Consider the following 24,056-nt stretch of genomic DNA (forward strand, 5'->3'; position numbering starts at 1 on the left):
GAATTTAAAAATTAGAAAAAATATAAATCAATTATGGGAAATCCATTACAAAGCGAAAACCACGTAACGCAGCAGGCCATCATCCAGATACGAAAGCCAACCCGTCCCAGGATCGGTGTTTTTGGAGTCGGTTATTATAAGTATTGGAGCCAGTTTGAGGGGCTGCTAGACGATATGCTACGAAAGCAGGCCATTTTCATTGAAAAAATACAAACCGGATCACACGCGGAAGTGATCGACTTTGGACTGGTGGATAATGTAGAAAAGGCTTACCAGCTGGTACCCAAGCTGAATGCGGCCAATCTGGACCTGATATTCTGCGATATGGTTACCTATGCGACTTCCAACACATTTGGTACCATTATTCGCAGCGTCAACGTACCGATCGTGCTCGTGGCCCTGCAACCCGACCAGGCCATGGATTACACGCGTGCTTCCACATACATGCAGCTGTATAATGATGACATCTGCTCGCTGCCCGAGTTTGCGGGCGTAGCTGCACGTATGGGTAAAAAAGTACCTGATATGATCATCGGAACATTGTACGACGATCCGCAGGCCGATGCCGAAATCGAAGAGTACTGCCGCATTGCAGCCGTTTTGCACGATTTGAAAACTTCCCGGATCGGTCACATTGGTCACCCGATCGAGGCGATGCTGGATATGCATTCCGACTCGACAATGTTCACCGCGCACTTTGGCGCGCACATTGTACAATGCGAGGCGCACGAGATCGTGACCCAGTACCAGCGATCGGGCCCGGAGGAAATTGAACCGGTAAAAGAACGCATCCTCGATTTCTTCGATACGCCCGATCCTGTTTCTGACCCGATTTCGGAAAAACTCAGGGATTCGGATCTTGAAATCGCTGCCCGGGTAACCGTCGCCCTTGAAAAATTCATTGAAGAAAAGAAACTGGACGGCCTGGCTTATTACTACGAAGGTCCCGAAAATAGCGAAACGCGCACGGTGATGTCCAACCTCATTGTCGGGAATTCACTGCTGACCGGTGCAGGATTTCCAATGTGCGGCGAGTCGGACCTCAAAACCTGCTTTGCGATGCTGATCATGGAACGTTTAGGCATAGGCGGTAGCTTTGCGGAGTTCCACCCGGTGGATTTTAAAGAAGGATTTGTACTGGTGGGCCACGACGGCCCGCACAATGTCGCCATTGCACAGGGACGACCTGTTTTGAGAAGCCTTACGAAGTACCACGGCAAGCCGGGTTTTGGCGCCGGGGTGGAGTTCAAAATCAAGGAAGGCCCTATTACGATGCTGAGTATCAACTCTACTTATGATGGAAAATTCAAATTTGTGATCGCCGAAGGTCAGTCTGTCGAGGGGCCGATCCCTCCTACCGGCAATACCAACACGCGCGGATTTTTCAAACCTGACGTGCGCACATTTTTGCAAAGATGGATGAAAGAAGGCCCTACGCACCATTTTGCGCTCGGTGTAGGCCACCATGCCAATACTATCCAGAAGATCGCCAATTACCTCAACCTGGAATCGGTGATCATCAGGCAGGATTAATAACTGTTCCAAACCCAAAAACAAGCCCAATCCTAATCACTAAAAGACGATGAAACGATCTTTATTCCCAAAGCTATCGCCGTGGGTTACCGGCACGCTGCTGTGTTTACTCTTTTTAACGGGCACATTACATGCCCAAACGGACTCGAAAATTACGGTTAGCGGCAAAATTAAAGCCGAAAATGACAACACGCCACTCATCGGTGCCACCATTGCGGAGAAAGGTACAAACACTGGTACCACCGCCGATGTGGATGGTAACTACAAAATTTCGGTAGCCCAGGGCGCGAGCATTGTGGTGAGTTTCATCGGGTATGTACCACAGGAAATCCAGGTCGACAACCGGTCGGTGATTGATGTAACGCTGAAAGCCGACCAGCAGCAGTTACAGGATGTGGTGGTGGTGGGATATGGAACGGCCCGAAAAAAGGACCTTACTGGTTCTATCGCCAAGATTTCCAGTGAGCAACTCATTCAGCCATCGGCAGGAAGCTTTGATCAGATGCTGCAAGGCAAGGTTCCCGGGGTGCAAATCAGCCAGACTACCGGTGCGCCTGGCGGTAATGTCAACATTCTCATCCGTGGGGTGAGCTCCATTACGGGCGGAAATCAGCCGTTGTACGTGATCGACGGCTTTGCGATCGGTTCCGGCGGCGGCGGTTCGGATATGCGTAATTATGGCGGAAACAACTTTTCATCGGCCGGAATGGCAGCCAATACGGGTAACCGCGTCAACCCGCTGGCTTCCATTAATCCGTCTGACATTGAATCCATTGAAATACTAAAAGATGCCTCTGCTACTGCCATTTACGGCTCGCGCGGGGCGAATGGGGTCGTGATCGTCACCACCAAACGTGGCGCTTACGGCAAGTCGCAGATCAGTGTGGACGCTTCTTATGGATTTCAGGAAGTGGCGCATAAGCTGGATATGATGAACGCCAAGCAATATGCTGATTATCTGGTTGATGGAAGGGATAATGCCTGGGTTTATGCAGGCGGAAAAGCAACGGATGCCAATGAATTAAGATCTGTCAATACCAGGGTAATGCCGGATTTCAGAAATCCTGAGTCACTTACTACTGATACCGATTGGCAAGATGTGCTGTTCCGCACTGCGCCTGTCAGGAATCTGCAGGTATCGTCAACCGGCGGCACCGAAAAGGCAAAATACTTTATATCAGCGGGTTATTTTTCCCAAGAAGGTGTGATCATCAATTCTGATTATACCCGTTTCAATTTGCGGGTTAACCTCGACGCGCAGGTTACAAAGCGCATTAAAATTGGTACTTCGACATTCGGATCTTATGGTTTTGGCCGTTTTGTGAACACCGAATCGCATTACGGAGCGGGCGGACTTTTGGCCAATGCATTGGCCGCCTCGCCGACGATTCCGGTTTATAATAGTACTGGTGGTTATTATTTTAACCAAAATGACGTCAATGATGGTTTGGGATTCCTGGCTAATGTACTGGCGGTAAGTGACGGATCCAGCGATCGCCGGAAAGTGATGGACCTGGTTACCAACAATTTTGTGGAGGTGAATATCAATAATGATCTCACTTTCAAAAGCTCCATCGGGGTCAATTTTGGTACCAATAATATCAGGCTGTGGCGGTCATCTGCGGTCCCCAACTATGGCACATTGAACTACCCGGCATCCGCAGGAACTTCCCGCGCGGAAAACCTCAATTGGCTGAATGAAAATACATTGACATATGTAAAAGTGTTTAATAATAAGCATTTTGTGAATGGTTTGATCGGTTTCACCGCTCAGAAAAACAGCCGGGACCTGGTTTCAGTAGGAGCTTCCGATTTCCCGACGGAGTATGTGCCTTTTATTACGGGGGGTATCGTCAATGCGGGGTCGCAAAGCATCAATGAGTGGTCGCTTTTGTCCATGATGGCGCGGGCAACTTACTCTTATGCAGGCAAATACATGTTTACTGCCACGGTTCGCCGCGATGGCAGTTCAAGATTTGGGGCTAATAACCGCTGGGGTTCATTTCCGTCATTCTCAGTAGGATATAATATTTCTGAGGAAAATTTCATGAAGGATCAAAATGTGATCAGTAACCTCAAACTGCGCGCAAGCTATGGTATCTCCGGAAATAATCAGATCGGGGATTACACCAGTATCGGGCTGCTATCGACCACCAAGTATGTGAAAAACAAAGCATTAAGCCCGGGCCTCGTTCCCAGTACATTGTCCAATGATAACCTGACGTGGGAAAAATCGAAGCAAACCAATATAGGTATCGACCTGAGCCTGTTCAAAGACCGGATCACACTGACTGCCGATGCCTACCGCGACCGGAAAACGGATTTGTTGCTGGCAGTGCAATTGCCTGCCGCGTCTGGATTCAGCAGCTCTACCCAAAACATTGGAGATATTGAAAACAAAGGCTTCGAGCTAGGTTTGCAGACCGTCAACATTCGCCACAAAGGTTTTGAATGGAACACCAATGTTACTTTCAGCCATAATGAAAACAAGGTGATGAAGCTGGCGACCGAAGGTGGCCGGATTTCCAACTCCGCCTATCAGATCACCGAAGTAGGTTCGCCGATATCGAGCTTTTACCTGATCAACAAACTCGGTGTCTTCATGACCAGCGCAGAACTCGACGGTGCCGCGCTGCAACATCCTAAGACACAAGCGGGTGACCTCAAATTTGAGGACGTGAATAAGGACGGCGTCATTAACCAGAGTGACCGGAAAATTGTCGGAACGCCCTGGCCGGACTTTACCTGGGGGTTGGACAACAATTTCAGTCTGGGCGGATTGAGTCTGAATATTGGCCTGGTAGGCTCCCACGGCGCATACACTTACCTCGACGCGGGTGCATCGCTTTTGGGTAGTAATGGGGTTCAAAACAACCTGGCGCTCACAGATAAAAGATGGCGGTCAGAGGCCAATCCAGGCGATGGTATCATGCCGCGGTCGATCAGGAGTAACCATGCGCTGGGCTTTGGAACATCGTCACATTACCTGTTTGACAATTCTTTTACCCGCATCAAAAACATCAAACTGTCATACAACCTGCCCAAAGAACTGACCCAGCGCATGGGATTGAGCGCTTTGAATGTGTATGCCAATGCTGCAAACGTGTTCACTTTTACTGACTACCCAGGTTACGACCCTGAATCGAGCATTACGGGCGACAATGTGGTCAATGCGGGCATCGATTACCTGAACTATCCGCTTCCACGCACTTATACATTAGGGATCAAACTCACTTTTTAATAGCTGCCGCAATGAAAAAATTGATCATTTATAGCCTCATCGGAGTTGCCGTTGCCTCCTGTTCAGACTTTCTGAACCTGCAACCTCAATATCAGATCAACGAAAATTCGTTTTATAAAAGCCCGAAAGACTTCGAAACAGCGCTGGTAGGTAACTATGCCGGTTTGCAGGGGCTCCACAATACGTCGGTAGTCAATGTCGGAGATCTCACAACGGACAATACCGACATTAAATCGACGTCTCCTACAACTTCCGAGGCGGAATGTGATGAAATGAACCTCACCGCTTCCAATGATTTCCTCAATAGTATCTGGGGAACCTGCTTTGCTACCATTGCAAGATCGAATAATATCCTGTCGCGCCTGGACGCCGTGACGATGACGGATGCGCAGAAAAACCAGTACAATGGGGAAGCATTGTTTTTGAGAGCTTACAGCTATTTTTATCTGGTCCGCTTGTTCGGTAATGTTCCCATTGTGGACGTTTCGTTTCGAAGCCCTGACGAGATTATGAATTTTGATATGACCAGAAAACCGGTCAGCGAGGTGTACAATGTGATTATTAAGGACCTGACTGAATCAGCGACGTTGTTAAATGGAGTAACAGGTTTGAGTAAATCCCAGGCTTCCGTTGGCGCTGCTAAAACGCTGCTGGGTAAAGTTTACCTGACAACCAAACAGTTCGATCTTGCCAAAACAGTGTTAAAAGAAGTCATTGATCTGAAAGCTTATACATTGAATGCGGACTACAAAAAACTGTTTACCAATGGCAATGACGAGTTGCCCGAATCCATTTTTGAGATAAAATATCTGTCAGGTAACGTCGGTGAAGGCAACTCCTTTTCAACGATTTTCATGCCCTCCCGGTTTGACGTCGGCATGTTTCCAGGCAATATGCAGGGAGCTGGAAGAGTATTGCCAACGCGCCAGATGGCGAATTCTTACGAAAAGGGCGATTTGCGCAGAGCGGCTTCGATAGGCGACTCGGTGAAATTAATCAGCGGCAAGTATGAAAAGGATCTGTTTGGACTAAAATTCGTCGATTTCACGACCGGGATTGTAGGTGATGGAGGCATCAATTTCACATCGCTCCGCTATGCCGACGTGTTGCTGATGTATGCCGAAGCATTGAATGAAACCAGCAATACCACCGAGGCGCATACTTACATTAATATGGTGCGGAGCCGGGCCGGGCTTCCTGCTTTGGCAGGGCTAGCAAAGGCGGATTTGACCCTGGCGCTTGAAAATGAGAGAAAATTTGAGTTTTTCCTGGAAGGCCACCGGTGGTTTGACCTTATTCGTACCGGTCGGTTCCTGACTGTGATGAACAAATATTTTAAGGATAATGGACTGAGTTTCACAGTGGCTGAGCATGAGGTACTGATGCCGGTACCGCTCAGGGAAATTGATATCAATCCTAATCTAGGCCAGAATCCGGGTTATTGAGTAGTAAAATAGCAACTGATAATCTTTTGTTCATATGCGTTTCAAGATTCTCAACTTCTCCTTCCTGCTGTCCGCGACATTCATTTTGACTGTTTTTTCTGGTCAATCCGTCGCTCAGGAAGTTTCATTTCTGCGTGGAAAACCATTCAACAACATTACGATGGAAACCTCGCTGAAACCTTTCAAGAAAAATGACAAAACCTACATCCGGGCCGTAGCGAAGGAAATGTTTGTGCAATGGCATGCATTGCTCCGCCACGCCGACACAGTTTCGGTAATGCTTTGGACGGGCGACGGCTCTGAGATCCTGGAATACAAAGGCACCCCGTCGCAGCCGCTGGAATGGGCACAGTACATTGGGAATCCCAACACGAAACACGAGGTAAACTCCGGCCCCAAAGAGCTGTCCATTCACGAACGTGCTTATTATTATCTCGAAAACCCGCCCAAATTCACCTATGGCGACCTGAAATTCATTGTGCAGGCATTGAAAGAAGAAGGGCATAAAGTGACGGGCAAGCCGATCCGCGTCGGGGAGACATTCGACCCGGGCCCGGAGTTTGCCAAATCGGATTTTAAATATAACCGACATACCGAAATCCTCGGCGGCAGCGCAATGGGCCATAATACAATGGTAAGCTGCTACTCGGTACTGAAAGGCGACAACGAGGTGTACGCCGGCTTCCCGAAAGGTATCCCCGACAATACCCCTTTCGGTACTTTTTTGGGAAGACAAAGCCGTCATTTACTGAAAGATATGGGTTTTGATTTCCTGTGGATGAGCAATGGTTTTGGTTTCGGCGTGGAAGGCTGGTCGTCTACCGGGGCTATTTTTGACGGAAAAGGATTTGATCAGGCCAAACTGGCAGCTACCAAGTCTAAGATCTCGGATTTTTGGAAATATTTTAGGGCTGAATGTCCCGATATACAAATACAAACGCGTGGCACCAACCTTTCGACCGGCACGGATTTGGCGCGGGATGGGGTGGATTTACAATCAATCTACAAAGACAAAAACATTCTTCCTCCGCCCAATTCTCCCTGGGCGGCATTGGATGGTGACTTCGGACTGGAAATGGTGGGTTACATGTCAAGAATGGCCGAGCTGCCCGACGAGCGTTACCTTTTCAGGTATTACACCCACGATCCGTGGTGGATCAATAGTCCCTGGCTGGACCGCTACGGACGCGAGCCGCACGACATTTACCTGCCGCTTTCGGTGGCGCGCATTAATGCCAAAGGTCAGACGAAGTTGCCGACGCATTTGAATTTGCTGAGTATCGACAACTCATTCGGCGATATGCCGACGCAGGTTCCCGACGAAGTCACGCCCCATCTTTTGAAAGCCCGCTACGACTCCCCCACTGCACCCGGGCCGCTGGTATGGGTATATCCATTCGACGAATACCATGAATGGGCCTATAAATACAAGGACCGGCTGCCGGAAATCTATTACGGCGACTGGCTGATTCGTCAGGCGATTAACAATGGCTTTCCTTTAAATACCGTGATTTCAACGGGTTCATTTCAAAAAGTGATCAAAACCGAACCTCAGAAATTCAGTGAATCAGCGTTGGTAACCATTGTTCCTGACGCGGGTTCCTCGCTCGAAAAAGCATTGATCACATTTGTTCAAAACGGTGGGAAATTGCTCGTTTACGGACCGGCTGGCCATGCAGGGAAAGACTTTCTGACCTTGCTGAACCTGGCCAATGTCACGCCACTGGAAGGCGAGTTCACCATCAAATCTGTGTACAAAGGTGATGCCATGACCGCGCCCTACCCTGACAAGATCCTGCATAGCGCATTGTTTTCGGGAGGCGGGATCGCTTCTCAGTTGCTGGATGCTAACGACAATGCAACGCGCGTACTTTCCCAGATGACGCAGGCGGGGCAAACCCGTGACGCTGCCTGGGTACGTGAAAAGCCGGAATGGAAAGGTGGAAAAGTACTGTACATCCGTGGTACCAATTCGAGTAAGTTCACCGGCGGAAAACTGCTCACACCCGACGATCCCGCTGAATTGTTCACCGGGCCACTGCTGATGCGGTATGCATTGCAGGAATTTGGGATCAATCTGGGCATTACTAAGGAAGATCCTTCTGTAAAAAACCCGGTGCTGACGATCGCCAGGAGCAATAATGCATTCATTTTTTCGGGTTATAATCCTAATACGACGATTGTCAACAATTTCAAATTCCCGCAAGGCGCGCCGCTGCTGCTGGGTTTTGATACCAAACTGGATAAAGGAAACTCAGTTTACACATTACCTACTTCCTGGAACCGGGAGTCGCGGTTTTTCATCGAACAAAATGAGGGTATCGTTTCTTTAAAAGAATTGCATTCGGGTGAAATGGGTATTTCTAAGCGGTACAAGCTCACCGGATTGAAGAATGCAACCGTTCGCATTTACGCCGATGATAACATCACGACCAATGATTTTCATGCCTATTTGAATGCAAATTATCCTTGGAAAGAAGGAAAGATCTCTTTTAAAGAAGGCGATCAGAAGTTCGGTAAACATTTTGTGGTAGAAAAGATCACGGGGAGCCTTGTTGTTTCCTGGTAAAACCTTCGATTATGAAAAAGCACTTTCTGTTTGTCATTGCATTAATGTTCCATGTTTGCACTGCTTTCGGGCAAATTGCGGACAGTACTCAATATCTTGAAAATTTAAAAAAGGAGCTGAATACGGTGTGGCCGAAAAACCGGACGATCAATCTGGTTTTTCACGGCCATTCCGTACCGGCGGGGTACGGGGATAATCATGAGGTAAATACATTGAAATCCTATCCCAACCTTTTCCTCAAACAGCTCAAAGAAAAATATCCATACGCCGTCATTAACGTGATTGTGACCGCGATCGGCGGCGAAAACTCACTAAAAGGTGAAACCCGTTTCGAAAAAGAGGTGCTGGTACATAATCCCGACGTCCTTTTCATCGATTATGCGCTCAACGACCGTTTTTCACCACTAGAAAAAACCGGTGCCGCCCTCGAAAAAATGATCACAACCGCACTAGCCAAAAACATCAAAGTAATCCTACTCACGCCCTCGCCCGACCAAAGGATCGACATTACCGATCCATCTAACCCGCTCGACCCCTACGCAGCGCAGATTAAAGAGCTGGCTATCAAATACAAAACAGGCTTTGCCGATCCCTATACACAGTTCAAACAGATTGCGAAAGACGGAAAATTGAAGGAAAATATGGCATCCGTAAACCACCCGAATGAGGTCGGGCATATGGTGATCGTGCGAACACTGGGGCCTTGGTTTTACTGATTTTTTGGTACAAACAATCACATTTGAAGTTCTCGCAAGTTTGGATAAGTAAACCTGAACATAAGAGAGATGCCCGCCCTGGCTTTCACCTCAGCAAGCATCTCTTTGTATAAAATCTAGATTATATCCTGGATACTCAAAAGTCAAGGTATCCGGAATTTAGTATGATTATTAGCGTTTTTAAGAAGATCATCCTCCGAAAGCCTCTTTCCAGCCAGCGTATCACTAGTGACCGCAGTCGGCTTAACCGTCGAAACAGGTTCCCATTTCAATCTTTCCGCCTTGGATAGAGCTTTGGACTTTGTGACTGATTGACTCATGCTTTCTATTTTAGCTGTGCATATTGGAGTAACGTAAATATATTAAGTTACGTTTATAATTAACATCCTAATGCGATAAAGTTTCAGTGCGAGCCCTGTCACTAACTTACTGAAAATCTTGATAATCAGGATTCGCACTAATGGCGAATTTGTATTTGTCTCCGCGGTAGTAGGACCGCTCAATCTCCACAACTTTATCGTCTTTGCAGATTACTGCGCTGTCGAGAATGAACATAGGTGTCGATTTGGTCAGCTCGAAATTGTTCATTTCTGAGTCGGGCTCCACGATTTCGGTGCTTAATGTTTGCTTCACTTCCTCGATCCGCAGGTGGTAGGTGTTTTCGTATACTTTGAAATAGGAGATCTCCGTCGGCATCCGGTTAATTTTCGGGCACATTTTGAGTGAAATATATTTGATCTCGTCTTTAATGATCTCTTCGTCGGCATAACGCAGCTGATGTATTTTCATCACGGGCCCCTCCATAATGAAGTGCTTACCGCCAATTTCAGACGAAATACCATCGTCCAGAATCGTTTTTTCCAATACCAGGTTATGCGGCTCAAAACCTTCCGCGATCAGACTTTCGTGAAAGCCGCGACGAGTAGCATTTATGGAGCCCAGTGTGCGGATCAAATGATGCCCTACCGTCCGGTTAAGCACGAATGTGCCCTTTCCTTTGATCCTTTTCGCCCAGCCACGGTTCTCTATTTCCAGCAGACTCTTCCGGGCGGTTGTGTTGCTGACATTATAATTCTTAATCAGTTCATTTTCAGAAGGTATCTTATCGCCAGGCTGCAATTCCCCCGTTTTGATTTTCTCAATAACTTCATCACTTATAGTCAGGAATTTCGGTCTCATCGATAGCTATGCACACATTGGCAAACGCAATGACACAACGAACTTCTAATCCGTTATCTCATTGTAATATTGTTTGAAATGTTGACAATGTAGCAATTCAATTAAACTAAATCAACTGATACTCCCGTGGGAAACCAATATAGGCCTTGAATGCTACTGAGGCTAGAATTTGCAGGTTTACTCCGCAAACTACGTTAACTACTGAAAACCGATTAAAGAGAATCAAAATGGCAGCTTTCAGATATATGTTTGGTGCTGACAAAGAGAAAGTGACAACGCAACTCACAAAAGCAAATCAAAACGGATAGGGAGCTGGTTTATGCGTTTCCCCGTAGCGTGGTAAATGGCATTGGCGATCGCTGGCGGCATACCAACCAGCCCGATCTCACCCACTCCTTTGCTACCCAGTTCGTTCACGATCTGATCATTCTCCTCCACGAAAATGACCTCCAAATCATGAATGTCGGCGTGTACCGGAATGTGATATTCGGCCAGGTTTTGGTTCATATACTTTCCAAGCTTGTGGTCGCTGATCGTCTCCTCCCTTAGCGTCTTGCTGATACCCCACACCATTCCACCCAGAATCTGGCTTCTTGCTGTTTTCGGGTTAATAATCCGGCCGGCAGCAACGGCGGTCACTGCCCGTGTCACATTGATTATACCAAGGTCCTCATCAACTTCTACCTCGACAAAAACGGCACTATGGGCAGCCCTGGAATACTTTTTCAGTTTGAACACATTGGGAATTGAGAAGTTGGTGGTATGGATAGTCTGTCCCTTATTTGCGGCAATGATAGCGATCAGATCCACGAACTTTGCCGGGTTATCCTTCACCACAATTCTTCCGTCTTTAAAATCCACATCCTTGTAATCGATTCCTTTAAACGCCGGATCCATTGCTTTTACTTTTTTGAAAAGCTTTTTCCGCAAGGCCGTGCAGGCTGCCTTAATCGCCGAACCCACCGTCGAAACGGTAAAAGATCCTCCCTGAACGGGCGCGAACGGCTCGTTACTGTCTCCATATGAAAAAATAACATCCTCGACCCGGATGCCGAATTCGTCAGCGGCGATTTGTGTCATCACAGTCAATGTACCAGTTCCAATGTCCGTCACAGCACTGCTTACCAGTAATTTTCCGTCTTTATCCATGCCAGCCTGCACCCGCGCTGGCAGCTGGTTGGCCTCCCATATCCCGGTAGCCATTCCATACCCGATCAGTTTATTACCTCGCTTCATGCTGCGAGGCTCCGGGCTACGGTTCGTCCAGCCAAATTTCTCCGCGCCCTGCTTATAACATTGTCTCAGTTCCTTACTGCTGAATGGTCGCCCCAGACTGTCGTCGGTCTCGGCATAATTGAGCAACCGCAGTTCGAGCGGATCCATTTTTAATTGATAGGAAAGCTCGTCCATTGTACTTTCAATGGCATGCAAGCCTGTACTTCCGCCAGGTGCCCGCATATCGAGCGGACTGAAAACATCCAGCCCTACGAGCTTGTACTCCATCTTTGTATTTGCGGCCGGATAAAGCATATTCGCCCAGTTGACCACCACTTCGGTATAATCCTCAAACATCGAGGTCTCCGCCCATGCAGAATGTTTCATGGCCACGAGTTTACCTTTGCTGTCCGCTGCGAAACGGGCTTGCTGAATAGTGGGTGGGCGATGTCCGAATGTGAACATCTGGCTGCGATCCAATGTCACACGTACCGACCTTTTGAGTTCCAGCGCTGCCATCACTGACAAAAACAATTGGTACTGAGGCCTTAATCCGGAACCAAAAGCACCGCCGACGTAGGGCGCTATCACCCGCACATCCTTATAATGTAACCCGAACACATTGCCAATGTAAAGCTGGCTGTTGATCGTACCCTGCGTTTTGTCGTAAACTGTGAGCTTTCCATCGCCCTCATAAACGGTAGTTGTGGAAAACAGTTCGATGGGATTATGGTGCTCGGTACCGTGATAAAATTCTCCTGTTGCTTGTGCGGGCGCTTCCTTGAAGGCCTTTTCAAAGTCGCCTTTCGGCTTGGGCGGGGAGGGTTTCAATGCAGCGGCCAATCCCAACTTCGGTACATGGGCCTTGTCAAGATTTGCATTGAGATCAGTCGTAAATGATTCAGTCGAATACGTGACTTCGAGCATTGAAGCGCCGTACCGCGCCATTTCAAAGGTCTCAGCCACTACCAACGCAATGGGTTGACCATTATACACGATCCTGTCATTTTGCAAAGGACGAAAAGGTGAGCCGGGCGGTGCGTCCATATCAGCATATTGGAGATCAAACCAGGCAAGAGACGGACGGTTTTCGTGGGTGAATACTTCAATCACTCCTGGCAGGGCTTTCACAGCCTGTGAGTTGACAATGAGAATCTTACCCTTCGTAATCGCTGCATTGGCCACGTAACCAAACAGCAGACCCGGAACATCATAATCCGCCGCGTATCTGGCCTCGCCGGTCACTTTTGCATTACCTTCCAGACGACTTACCGGTTGCCCGATTGATGGTAAAAGAGCCATAATAATTTACGTTTAAGCCGATGCCTGCGCTCCGGGAAGCTGACATTCGGGGTTCAGGGCCATGATACAGTTGCGAACGATTGCTCTTTTGGCAAGCTCCACTTTAAATGCATTGAACTGAAAAGTCTTTGCGCCTTTCAGGATCATTTCCGCCGCATACCAGAAGTTTTCAGCTGCGGGTTCCTTGTTTTGTAGAAAATCCTCTGCTTCCTTCACGCGCCACGGCTTATGCGCCACGCCTCCCAGCGCAATGCGGGCATTTTTTATAACCCCCTCTTCCAGCTCCAGTCCAGTGGCAACGGAGACCAGTGCAAACGCATAGGAATTTCTGTCCCGAATTTTCAGATAGGAATAGTGGTTTGAAAAACCATTTGCAGGAAGTTCAATGCTGGTAATCAGCTCATTTCTGGACATACAATTATCAATATGCGGCGTATTTCCCGGCAACCGGTGAAAATCTGAGAATGGAATATTCCGCGAGCCTTCCGGGCCTGACACCTGCACGCTGGCGTTCAATGCAGCCAGTGCCACACTCATATCCGACGGAAAAACGGCGATGCAATGTTCGCTCGTACCCATAATCGCCATTGTGCGGTTATATCCTTCAATAGCCGGGCACCCACTTCCGGGCTCTCTTTTGTTACAGGGGGTATTTGTATCGTAAAAATAATAACAGCGCGTACGTTGCAGCAGATTACCTCCGTTGGTCGCCATATTTCTGATCTGCGCCGATGCGCCTGCGAGGATAGCGCGTGAAAGTAGTGGATACCGCTGCTCTACCAGCGGATGATAGGCGGTAGCGGCATTGGTAACCAGCGCCCCGAGGCTCAAACCTCCGTTTGCCGATTCCCTGATCGCGTGAAAGTCTTCAATCGCATTAATGTCCACCAGCGCATTGGGCCTGGTGATATTGTACTTCATGAGATCGATCAGATTGGTGCCGCCTGCGATGAACTGAGACCCCGGCCCCATTCCCGAAAGTGCGATGGCGTCGTCGCGGTTTTTTGCTTGTGTGTAGCTGAAATTATTCATGGCTCATTTGCGCTTTTACTTCCATAATGGCGTCAATAATGTTGGTATTCGCCCCGCATCGGCACAGGTTCCCGCTCATGAGCTCCTTCACTTCTGCCCGCGTCAGCGCCTTGCCTTCCTGAAACATTCCGATCGCGCTGCAAATCTGGCCCGGCGTGCAGTATCCACATTGAAACGCGTCGTGTTCGATAAATGCTTTTTGTAACGGATGCAGCTCGCCGCCGGTTGCCACGCCTTCAATAGTTGTTATTTCTGAACCGTTTTTCATCACCGCCAATGTCAGGCAGCTGAGTATCCGCTTGCCGTCGCAGATCACTGTGCAGGCACCGCACTGCCCGTGATCACAACCTTTTTTGGTGCCGGTCAGGTCAAGATCTTCTCTCAATGCGTCCAAAAGACTCACCCAGGGTAATACTTCGAGTGTACAGTGCTTTTCATTGACAGTTAATGAAACAGTCTTGTGAGGTAATGTTGGCATGGATTTAGCAGAAATGATTTGATCGGTAAGCATGGGTTATCATGTTTAGAATGTCGCTAGTCCACATAACTATTATGCCAGGCCATAGTTTGATACCACTAGCCGATTGTAATGTAAAATGAATTCTACAACATCTTGCATATGATCGGGAAATCATTCAAATTTAGAATACTAACCCGTAAGCTCTTAAAAAGAACAGATGTGGAACATTGCTCGACAGCCTCTATATTTAATTGCGCTTATTGTTGTACTGATAAACCTCCAAAGTCAATGGGTCAGGGCACAGCATTTAAAGCTGGACCTTACTACAATCAGTACACCCGATAATTTGTCTCAAAATACAATTAACGCCATTTATCAGGATATTTATGGATTTCTTTGGTTTGGAACACAGGACGGCTTAAATAAATATGATGGTTACCAACTGGAAATCTACAAGTTACAAAGGGAAAGCCCTAATTCTCTTCCGGCAAACCATATTACCGCAATCGCCGGTGACGAGGCCGGTAACCTGTGGGTGGGCACCAGGACCGGGGGCCTCAGCCAATACGACCGCGCACACGACAAGTTTACAAACTTCCGGCACAATCCCACCGATCGATCCTCTGTAAGCAGCAATAGGATCAATGCGATTTTACTGGACAGTCATTCCAATCTATGGGTCGGAACGCCCAATGGGCTGAACTTGCTGAACAAGGAAAAGTCCACATTTGAAAGGATCAATCATTCGAAAAAGAGTGATCCGGGTTCGGACAACATCATTACCATTTTTGAAGATAGCCAACAAAATGTATGGATAGGGACTGCGAATGGACTGCGTCTTTGGCAAAAAGACAAGAAAAAGCTCGTTGACCGTCCCGACCGTGACTTCAAAAACGCTGGCCAGTGGATCAACACTATCACCGAAGATGTCCGGAAAAATCTTTGGATTGGCACGGACAACGGACTAAAACTATTTGATAAAAACACGGGCAAATTTGTCAAATATGACATTGATCCTGATAAAAACTCAGCCGGCGGGACTAACCCGGTACATTGCATGGTGCAGGCACCCGGCGACAGGTTGTGGATCGGATCGAACACTACCTTGCAGTTGTTTGATACCAAAAAGCGAAAACTAATTCCGCTCAGCGAACAAACAGGAGGCGACGGCTACATGCCCAATGATGGTATGTATTCACTTTTTATAGACAAAGTAGGCGTGCTTTGGATTGGTACTACCAGCCAGGGGGTGCTGCGCTGGGACCCTAACCTGACCACATTTCCCTCATTCAAATCCTCCAACGCGCGGAGTGCCACTGCCAAAAACGTGATCAGGGGCATTTCGGAAGACAAATCGAGAAATCTGTACCTGGCAACCGACGCCGGACTGGAATATTTCGACCGGTCGGATCTATCTTTCAAAACCTTTTCTCACCAGAGCAGCAACCCTTTCAGCATTTCCAGCAACTTTACAACCTGTGTGCTGGTCAGCAGGCAAAGCGGGAACGTCTGGGTTGGGACTTATAGCAATGGTCTGGATTTGCTTGATCCAAAAACCGGCATATTCAAACATTTTGTCGAGAAAAAAGGATCTAAAAATCTCAACAACAACGCCATAGATGTACTCCTGGAAGACCGGCAAGGCAAGATCTGGATAGGGACAGATGGCGGCGGGCTGAATGTTTATGACCCCAAATCGCAAACATTTACGCATTATACCCATCGAAAGGACGACGTAACGAGCCTTTGCGACAATACCATTCTGGCCCTTTATGAGGACAAAAAAGGAAACATCTGGGCGGGTGGCTACTCCAATGGTATCAGCATTTTCAATCCGGGCACAGGTACTTTCAGGCAGTTGAATACGGGCAACAGCAAACTGACGAGCAATGTGATCAGCTGTTTTTCGGAGGACCCGCAAGGCAAAATGTGGATCGGCACATTCAATGGAGGACTCAATTGCTACGAACCGGAGACGGGGCACATTACCGGATTTTCAGAGCTTAATGGATTGATCAACAACTCGGTAAATTATCTCAACACGGATTCCAACCAGCGGATATGGATCAGTACGAACCGCGGAATTTCGTACTATGATACGGTCAGAAAGATTTTCAAAAACTTTGGCAAAAACAACAACCTGAAAACAATGGAGTTTTGCCAGGGCTCGGGTAGCAAACTGGCGAGCGGCGAAATTGTCATGGGAGGCCTCAACGGCATTAACATTATTGATCCTTTTAACCTGGCGTTCAATAAAAACAAGCCTGAGGTGGTACTGAACGGTTTTGAGCTTTTCAACAAACCGGTCGTTTCCGGGACGAAAAACTCGCCGCTTGACCAGAGCATTTTGACATCAAAAGAAATAAGCCTCGATTATTCGCAATCGGTTTTCACCATTCTTTTTGCCGCACTGGATTACACGATCCCGGAAAACAATCAGTACGCGTACATTCTCGAAGGATTTGACAATGAGTGGAACTACGTGGACAATCAGCACCATGCCACTTACACGAACCTGAATCCGGGAAGTTACACTTTTAGGGTTAAGGCTTCCAATAATGATGGGATTTGGAATGATGAGGATAGGCAGCTGGTTATTCACATTATTGCTCCTTTCTGGCTTACATTATGGTTCAAATTACTGCTTTTCATCCTGGTCGCGTGTGCTGCCGTCTTTTTTTACCGGTACCGTATTAATTATTTTAACAAACAAAAAGCAAAACTGGAAGTCCTGGTCAGGCGGAGGACGAAAAAGATCAAGGAGCAGTCGGCCAATCTTGAAAAACTGAATGCAGAGCTGCTTAGCCAGACTATTTCGCTGGAACAGGCAAACAATGCATTGCAGTCGCAAAAGGCGCAGGAGCATGAGGCAAGGCTGTTGGCGGAACAGGCAAAAAAGCAGGCCGATGCGGCCAATCTGGCAAAAAGCACGTTTCTGGCCACAATGAGCCATGAAATCAGGACACCGATCAACGGCGTACTGGGAATGGCGGCCCTGCTTTCGGATACCAACCTGAACAATGAACAGGCAGAGTATACGGAGGCTATCCTGAACAGCGGAGAATCGCTGCTGACTGTTATCAATGACGTGCTTGACTTTTCGAAGATTGAATCGGGTAACCTGGTACTGGAAGAGCATCATTTTGAATTAAGAAAATGCGTCGAGGATGTGCTCGAATTGTTTGGCCCGAAGATCGCGGAATCGGGCCTGGAACTCACCTACTTTATCGAGGATAATGTGCCGGTGTTTGTAGGGGCCGACAGCATGAGGCTACGCCAGATCTTGATCAATATGGTTAGCAATGCAGTTAAATTCACTTCCCAGGGCGAAATATTTGTCCATGTTACAGTCGGAGAACCTGATGACGAACTACACACGGTCCGGTTTGCGATCAGCGACACAGGCATTGGTATACCTGAGAATCAGCAGGAAAACCTCTTCAAAGCTTTCAATCAACTGGATTCGTCGATTACGAGAAAATACGGAGGCTCGGGGCTGGGCCTTGTGATATGCCAGCGGCTGGTGAAATTAATGGGCGGGGACATTGAGGTCGACAGTGCCGAGGGACAGGGTACTACTTTCACATTTGAAATAAAATGTAAAAAGGGCGAGGGGCCAACTGCTGTGACAGGAGCCCATCGGGATCATTTTGAAGGCAAGAATGTACTCGTCGCCGTCGAAAACAGGAACAATCAGAAACTAATCGGAGCGCTGCTGAGCGAATTAAAAATCCATGTAACTACCGTCGATACCGGTGACGAGGCCATCAAAGCGATATCAGAACTACCTAACACCGACCTCATTATAGTGGATTTGCACATTCCATCTGCTGATAGTATGGAAATCACCTCGAAAGCGCGCGAGGTTATTCCCGATATTCCGGTGATCCTGCTGGGCAACATTGGAGACGAACAGAGGAACGGGTCTCCTCATATCTTCAATGCGGTTTTAACCAAGCCAATCAAAAAAGACCACCTGGTCAGGGCGGTGGTTCAGGCGATTGAAACCGATCAGTCTTACCTCAAAGAAAGAAAGAGGACGCATTTGCCGGAGGAATTTGCAGGTCAATACCCATTCCGGATACTAGTCGCGGAAGACATTCTGATCAACCAAAAGTTCATTATCCGGGTCCTCAACAAGCTGGGCTATGATCCTGATCTCGCGAACAATGGTGTGGAAGTACTGGAAATGCATCAGAAAAATCATTATGACGTGATCCTGATGGACTTACAAATGCCGCGGATGGACGGTCTCGAAGCGACGCAAATTATTCGTCAAAAATATGGCGACCAGCCATTCATTGTCGCATTAACAGCCAATGCGTTAAGCGAGGACCGGGCGAGTTGTTTGGCAGCAGGTATGAACGACTACATTTCAAAACCCATCGATGTACAGCTGCTGACCAAATGCCTCATGAATCTGCACCGCCTGCATTTATTATATTTGACCCGTGAAGATTAACACCATGAGGGCCGATTGTTACAAGCTTGCGCCAGCCATGTAATCGATGCTGCTGATCAGATTGGTATTGGGTACAACGGCCAACGCATAATTTTTGAACAACGTATACTGCCATTGCACCTCCCAGTTCTGCTTTTTCTCCTCCGCATAAACCGCATCGAAGCGATCGAGCCAGTATTTCAGCGTATTCTCATTTCGTATTAAGCTCTGCATCCGCTTCTGGCTTTTCATTTCGGGCAGTTGCTCCATCCAGAAATCATATTTGTTCCAGGCTCTTTTCCAGGTAGCCCATCCACCGGTGTTTCCTATCAGACTGAAAAAGTGATCGGAATTGCTCTCTTTTGCTTCTTCGTTCATAAGCGTTCCCGATATATGCATGATCCGGTCATTGCCTCTGTACATGTCCAGCATGAATTTGCAAAAAGTAAAAAAGTCCGGGTGGGGCAAACAGTCGTCCTCCACGATGATCAATTGCGAACAAGTTTCAAATGCCCAGGTAATAGCCGAGCATATCCCAAGTGCGCAGCCCATGTTTGTTTCGGGAAACCATCTTTCGACTTTGCAATCCCAGTCTATTTCTGAGTCGTTAAGTAGGTACCGGCAAGCTTCTACAAGATCATTGTCTTCCGGCATATCTTTTCTAGGTGCATCTGAGAAAAGATACAAATGTGAAGGCCTTAGTTTTCTGATTTGTTCAAATACAAGGCAAGTTGTTTCGGGCCTGTTGAATGTGATCAACAATACCGGAATGTCAAACAATTTCTTGTCCATTCAATTGAGAAATATTTAAAATGATCATTGAGTATCGAAAGACAAGCTATTTTGCTCCGCAATTGTTAAAAATTGCACTATGCGGGTTTAAAAGGGATGTAATGTTGCGCTATTATGTACGTCTAAGGTAGGAGTCAAACTTCAATCGGTTTAAACTTTGGGACGAACCGCTACTTATATGGGGTAATTACAGGACGAAAAGGGGTTTTAGAGGAAGCAACCTCGTCCATATACCTGGATGGGGCTACATTCCGGTGCTTTTTGAAGAATTTGTTGAAATGACTGAGATCCGTAAAACCGAATTCATTGCTTATTTCCTTGATCGATAAAGAACTGTATTGCAACCGCTTCTCGATCAAATGCAGCTTGTACTGATTAATGTAATCTCGCAGGGTGGTACCGGTTTGCTCCCGGAAAAACAGCCCCAGATAATGTTTGCTGTAACCGAAAACCTCCGCCAGATGGTCAGCCATGATCATTTCCACGGAGTAAATATGCTGGTGAATGTAGTTGACAATTTCCGTGATCTTCCGGGAATGCTTCGGGTGCGTAGGTTTTACAGCATGGCTCTGATTTCGCTTCACTATCGAAAGCATTGCCTGTATTAGAAAGTAAATCGTCTCATTCGCCTCACTTTTAGTCTGCTCCCACTCCTCTACCACCAGCCGTACTATCCGGTCCAGTCGCTCGATTTCGCCATCCTTTTCTTGCAACGGGGCGTTCTGGTGTCCGGCCTGAATAAGTAATGCATCTATCTCCTGATTCCATTGTTGCTGTACTTGTATATTTTCAATACTTTTTAAATACACATTGGTAAATTTCAGGAACGTAAATTCAGTCTCCTCTTCAATGTGAAAGTAATGAAAGTCGCAGGGCGCGAGCAGGAACAGGCTTTTACCATCATAGGGATATTGCATTCCTGATACACAATGAGATCCTTTTCCACTATGAATGAAGATAATTTCAAAGTGATTGTGATTATGGACCGGATGCCCCCATTTCCGCGCCTTAAAGTTTGACACTTTCAGAAACTCATTTTGAATGTATTTTTTCATAACTCCGCCATTTCTTCGTCATCTTTTTACCAGTTATTCATGCAAATATACAAGTACATCCCTTACTAGCACCGGTACCTTTGTTTCGAACAAAAAATAAACAAACAGAGGTCATGAATGAGAACTCAGAAGATAAAAAAGTAGCCCTGGTTGTGGGCGCACAAGGCGTAATCGGCAAAAATCTGGTGGAATATCTCGCTACTCTTCCTGACTGGGAAGTTATAGGATTATCCAGACGCGGCGGCGAGTCTTTCGTTAAGGTCCGGTTCATCGCCGTAGATTTACTCAATGCCGATGATACCCGACAAAAACTGGGTACCCTCACCGGCGTAACCCATATTTTTTATGCTGCCTACCAGGAAAGGCCTTCCTGGAATGAACTGGTGGCACCCAATGTTGCCATGCTCGTTAATGTCGTCGATGCCGTGGAGCCAGTAGCCAGCAACTTGCAGCATATCAGCCTGATGCAAGGATACAAAGTGTACGGTGCACATCTGGGGCCTTTCAAAACCCCCGCCCGCGAAACCGACGCGGGGCATATGCCACCGGAATTCAATGTGGATCAGCAACAGTTTCTGGAAGCAAGGCAGCAGGGGAAGGCATGGACTTGGTCCGCGATCCGACCTTCCGTCGTGGGTGGTTTTGCGCTGGGCAATCCTATGAACCTGGCACTTGTCATCGCCGTTTACGCCTCTATTTCACGGGAATTGGGCTTGCCGCTGCGGTTCCCGGGCAAGCCCGGCGCCTACGACAAGTTGCTCGAAATGACAGACGCCGGATTACTCGCTCACGCCACATTGTGGGCCGCTACCGGAGAAAACACCGCGAACCAGGCGTTCAATATCAACAATGGAGACCTGTTCAGATGGAGCGAAATGTGGCCGAAAATAGCCCGATACTTCGAGCTCGAAGTGGCACCTCTTCTGCCCATGTCGCTCAATGTTATGATGGCGGATAAAGCGCCGCTCTGGAATTCCATGATGGCGAAATATGGTCTGCGACATACTTACGACGAGGTATCTTCCTGGGCTTTCGGCGATTTTGTCTTTTCGTGGGACTACGATATGTTCGCCGACGGCTCCAAGTCCCGAAGGCACGGCTTCCACGAGTATGTCGATACGGAGGCGATGTTTATGCAGATTTTTGACGATTTGCGAAAACGTAAGGTTATACCGTGACCTAAAATGTATCTGAACCGACCTTGTCACACTAACCGCACCGGGCGTGCACGATGCCTTGTCATGCTGACCGCAGCGGCCACCGCTGTGGTCAGCATGACAAGCTTTTAAAACAGCATGGTTACAAAAGCCACCACCCACACTACGCCTCCAATGCTTCCCAAATACCAGCTACGGCAGCACGCTGGGCAAACTCACTGAAATCTGTGGGCTTCCTGCCCAGCGCTTCCTCCACTCCATGGCTGATAGATTCATTCCGGCCATCCATCACTTCCGTGAACAGGTAGCTCAGAAAGTCGATGATATCCTGCGGAATTTCGTAGGTAGTTAGCATTGAAGTATATTCCTCTATTGAAACTTCCTGAAAAACGATCTCCCTGCCCGAAGCAGCTGCTATTTCCGCAATGGCTTGCTTGAATGTCAATAGCCGCGGACCGGTCACTTCGTATATCTTGCCATTGTGGATGTCATCGGTTAGTGCTGCCACTACCACATCGGCAATGTCGTCGGTGTCGATAAAAGGCTCGCCGATATCGCCGGCCGGAAGCGCTACGTAGCCAGCCTGCACAGAGTCCAACAAGTAACCTTCGCTAAAATTTTGATTGAACCAGCTCGCCCTCACCACCGTCCACTCCATACCGGATGCGATCACGATTTGCTCGCAAAGCTGTGCTTCCGGTTCGCCCCGGCCGGATAATAGTACCAGTTTTTTCACCCCGCTTTTTGCTGCTGCATTCACAAATGCCTGAATGGCTTCCACCGAGCCAGGGATCGAGAGATCGGGCTGAAATGTGATGTATACCTGGCTGATTTCATGCAGTACCTCTTTCCAGTTTCCCTTATTATCCCAGTCGAAAGCAGGTTTGTTGGATCGTGAGCCAATTCTTACCGGAAGTCCAAGATCGGTAAGACGTTGAACAACCCTTCTTCCTGTTTTTCCATTTCCACCTAATACCAGCGTTTTCATGATGCTAATTGTTTTGATTTATATTTTATTTTAAATCAAAACTACTGCTGCCGGTACTGGCATAATTGAACAAACCCGCCAATCGAAAAATTTCTATTTTATTTTTTTGGACTGATGCTCACGTGGGGTCGTGTTGGTAAATTCCTTGAATGTCCTGACAAAATGGGACTGATCGGAATAACCATTTTCGTAAGCGATATCGGACAATTTTTCGTAGTTACCCTTTTCCAACTGCTTAATGGAAGAGTCAAATCTGCATATTTTGGAGAATAACTTGGGAGTGATACCCACATGCTGCGAAAACCGCCGTTCGAAGGTGCGCTCTGAAATCTTAAAAACGTGCTGAACTTCGCGCACCGATTTTTCACCTTTTGATTCCATGATAAACCGGGTAGCGCGTTCCATCAAAGGATCCTGAGGTGACGCAACGGCCAGCGATCCGATAAACGCTTCCATGATCTTGATCTGCTCCTCCATGCTTCCGGCGGCCATTAACTGCCTACCGGTTTCTTTCGCAAATGCCGAAAACTGGTTCATATCCATGCAGGTATCCGTCAGGTCGTTGGCGTTGATCCCGAACAAAGTGTTCATCACATGCGGATGCAAAATGAACACCACGATCTTGTAACTTCCTTTGGTCGTGATCTCAATCGGTTTCACTGTTTGCCCGTACAGAAAAAAGCTCGACAATTCCACATCACCGATAAAAACGCCTGACCGGGCCTGCGAAAACATCAGCCCGGGACAGCCATCGGCAAAAAACTTCAATGAATGGTCGGCATTTTCAAAGTCATGATTTTCCAGCGTCCAGATGTTCTTGACGTACCGGGTAAGGATCGATTGCTTAATGACAGGTTCCATATTGAGGATTGAAATTGATGAAAATTTCTCACAATGGTTACATACTCTCAAAAATAATGTGGCTGGTCCG

Annotated in this window: 15 protein-coding genes; 7 read left to right on the forward strand and 8 right to left on the reverse strand. The window is 47.6% G+C overall.

Annotated elements, in window-relative coordinates:
• Positions 1-33: 33 nt before the first annotated feature.
• Genes ON006_RS15355 through ON006_RS15375 form a run of 5 tightly spaced genes read left to right on the forward strand, consistent with a single transcriptional unit; the run spans position 34 to position 9,504 of the window.
• Complete coding sequence (locus ON006_RS15355) at positions 34-1,533, forward strand: L-fucose/L-arabinose isomerase family protein (RefSeq protein WP_244823047.1); 1,500 nt, start codon at positions 34-36, stop codon at positions 1,531-1,533.
• Between the two features lie 49 nt (positions 1,534-1,582).
• On the forward strand, positions 1,583-4,774 hold the full coding sequence (locus ON006_RS15360; RefSeq protein WP_244823046.1) for a SusC/RagA family TonB-linked outer membrane protein: 3,192 nt from the start codon (positions 1,583-1,585) through the stop codon (positions 4,772-4,774).
• A gap of 11 nt (positions 4,775-4,785) precedes the next feature.
• On the forward strand, positions 4,786-6,219 hold the full coding sequence (locus tag ON006_RS15365) for a RagB/SusD family nutrient uptake outer membrane protein (protein WP_244823045.1): 1,434 nt from the start codon (positions 4,786-4,788) through the stop codon (positions 6,217-6,219).
• A gap of 34 nt (positions 6,220-6,253) precedes the next feature.
• Positions 6,254-8,788, forward strand: coding sequence for a hypothetical protein (locus ON006_RS15370; RefSeq protein ID WP_244823044.1), 2,535 nt, complete (start codon positions 6,254-6,256; stop codon positions 8,786-8,788).
• 11 nt (positions 8,789-8,799) lie between these two features.
• A complete protein-coding gene (locus tag ON006_RS15375) occupies positions 8,800-9,504 on the forward strand; it encodes an SGNH/GDSL hydrolase family protein (RefSeq protein WP_244823043.1) in 705 nt (234 codons plus the stop codon).
• Between the two features lie 426 nt (positions 9,505-9,930).
• Here the strand turns inward: ON006_RS15375 and ON006_RS15380 are convergent, their stop codons facing one another.
• The 4 genes from ON006_RS15380 to ON006_RS15395 all read right to left on the reverse strand — a co-directional run bounded on the left by ON006_RS15380 (position 9,931) and on the right by ON006_RS15395 (position 14,743).
• A complete protein-coding gene (locus tag ON006_RS15380) occupies positions 9,931-10,683 on the reverse strand; it encodes a GntR family transcriptional regulator (protein WP_244823041.1) in 753 nt (250 codons plus the stop codon).
• A gap of 282 nt (positions 10,684-10,965) precedes the next feature.
• Positions 10,966-13,200 carry a xanthine dehydrogenase family protein molybdopterin-binding subunit gene (locus ON006_RS15385; RefSeq protein WP_244823040.1) on the reverse strand — a complete coding sequence of 745 codons (2,235 nt, stop codon included), beginning with the start codon at positions 13,198-13,200 and terminating at the stop codon, positions 10,966-10,968.
• Positions 13,201-13,212: 12 nt separating this feature from the next.
• Positions 13,213-14,232 (reverse strand): FAD binding domain-containing protein, encoded by a 1,020-nt coding sequence (locus tag ON006_RS15390; RefSeq protein ID WP_244823039.1) that lies wholly within the window; start codon positions 14,230-14,232, stop codon positions 13,213-13,215.
• Positions 14,225-14,743: a (2Fe-2S)-binding protein gene (locus tag ON006_RS15395; protein ID WP_244823038.1), complete on the reverse strand. Its 519-nt coding sequence runs from the start codon at positions 14,741-14,743 to the stop codon at positions 14,225-14,227. Before ON006_RS15395 ends, ON006_RS15390 begins: the two co-directional genes overlap by 8 nt.
• Positions 14,744-14,909: 166 nt before the next feature.
• Between ON006_RS15395 and ON006_RS15400 the strand changes: the two genes are divergently transcribed.
• Positions 14,910-19,154 (forward strand): hybrid sensor histidine kinase/response regulator, encoded by a 4,245-nt coding sequence (locus ON006_RS15400; RefSeq protein WP_244823037.1) that lies wholly within the window; start codon positions 14,910-14,912, stop codon positions 19,152-19,154.
• Between the two features lie 18 nt (positions 19,155-19,172).
• On the opposite strand, the gene ON006_RS15405 is transcribed toward ON006_RS15400, so the two are convergent.
• Both ON006_RS15405 and ON006_RS15410 read right to left on the reverse strand, forming a co-directional pair.
• Positions 19,173-19,925 (reverse strand): hypothetical protein, encoded by a 753-nt coding sequence (locus tag ON006_RS15405; RefSeq protein ID WP_244823036.1) that lies wholly within the window; start codon positions 19,923-19,925, stop codon positions 19,173-19,175.
• 170 nt (positions 19,926-20,095) lie between these two features.
• Complete coding sequence (locus ON006_RS15410; RefSeq protein WP_244823035.1) at positions 20,096-20,980, reverse strand: AraC family transcriptional regulator; 885 nt, start codon at positions 20,978-20,980, stop codon at positions 20,096-20,098.
• A gap of 113 nt (positions 20,981-21,093) precedes the next feature.
• On the opposite strand from ON006_RS15410, the gene ON006_RS15415 reads away from it, so the two are divergent.
• Positions 21,094-22,158, forward strand: coding sequence for an SDR family oxidoreductase (locus ON006_RS15415; protein WP_244823034.1), 1,065 nt, complete (start codon positions 21,094-21,096; stop codon positions 22,156-22,158).
• A gap of 142 nt (positions 22,159-22,300) precedes the next feature.
• Here the strand turns inward: ON006_RS15415 and ON006_RS15420 are convergent, their stop codons facing one another.
• On the reverse strand, positions 22,301-23,125 hold the full coding sequence (locus tag ON006_RS15420; protein WP_244823033.1) for an NAD(P)H-binding protein: 825 nt from the start codon (positions 23,123-23,125) through the stop codon (positions 22,301-22,303).
• Between the two features lie 93 nt (positions 23,126-23,218).
• Complete coding sequence (locus tag ON006_RS15425; RefSeq protein WP_244823032.1) at positions 23,219-23,986, reverse strand: helix-turn-helix domain-containing protein; 768 nt, start codon at positions 23,984-23,986, stop codon at positions 23,219-23,221.
• Positions 23,987-24,056 lie beyond the last annotated feature (70 nt).

The sequence above is a fragment of the Dyadobacter pollutisoli genome (assembly GCF_026625565.1).
Classification (GTDB): Bacteria; Bacteroidota; Bacteroidia; order Cytophagales; family Spirosomataceae; genus Dyadobacter; species Dyadobacter pollutisoli.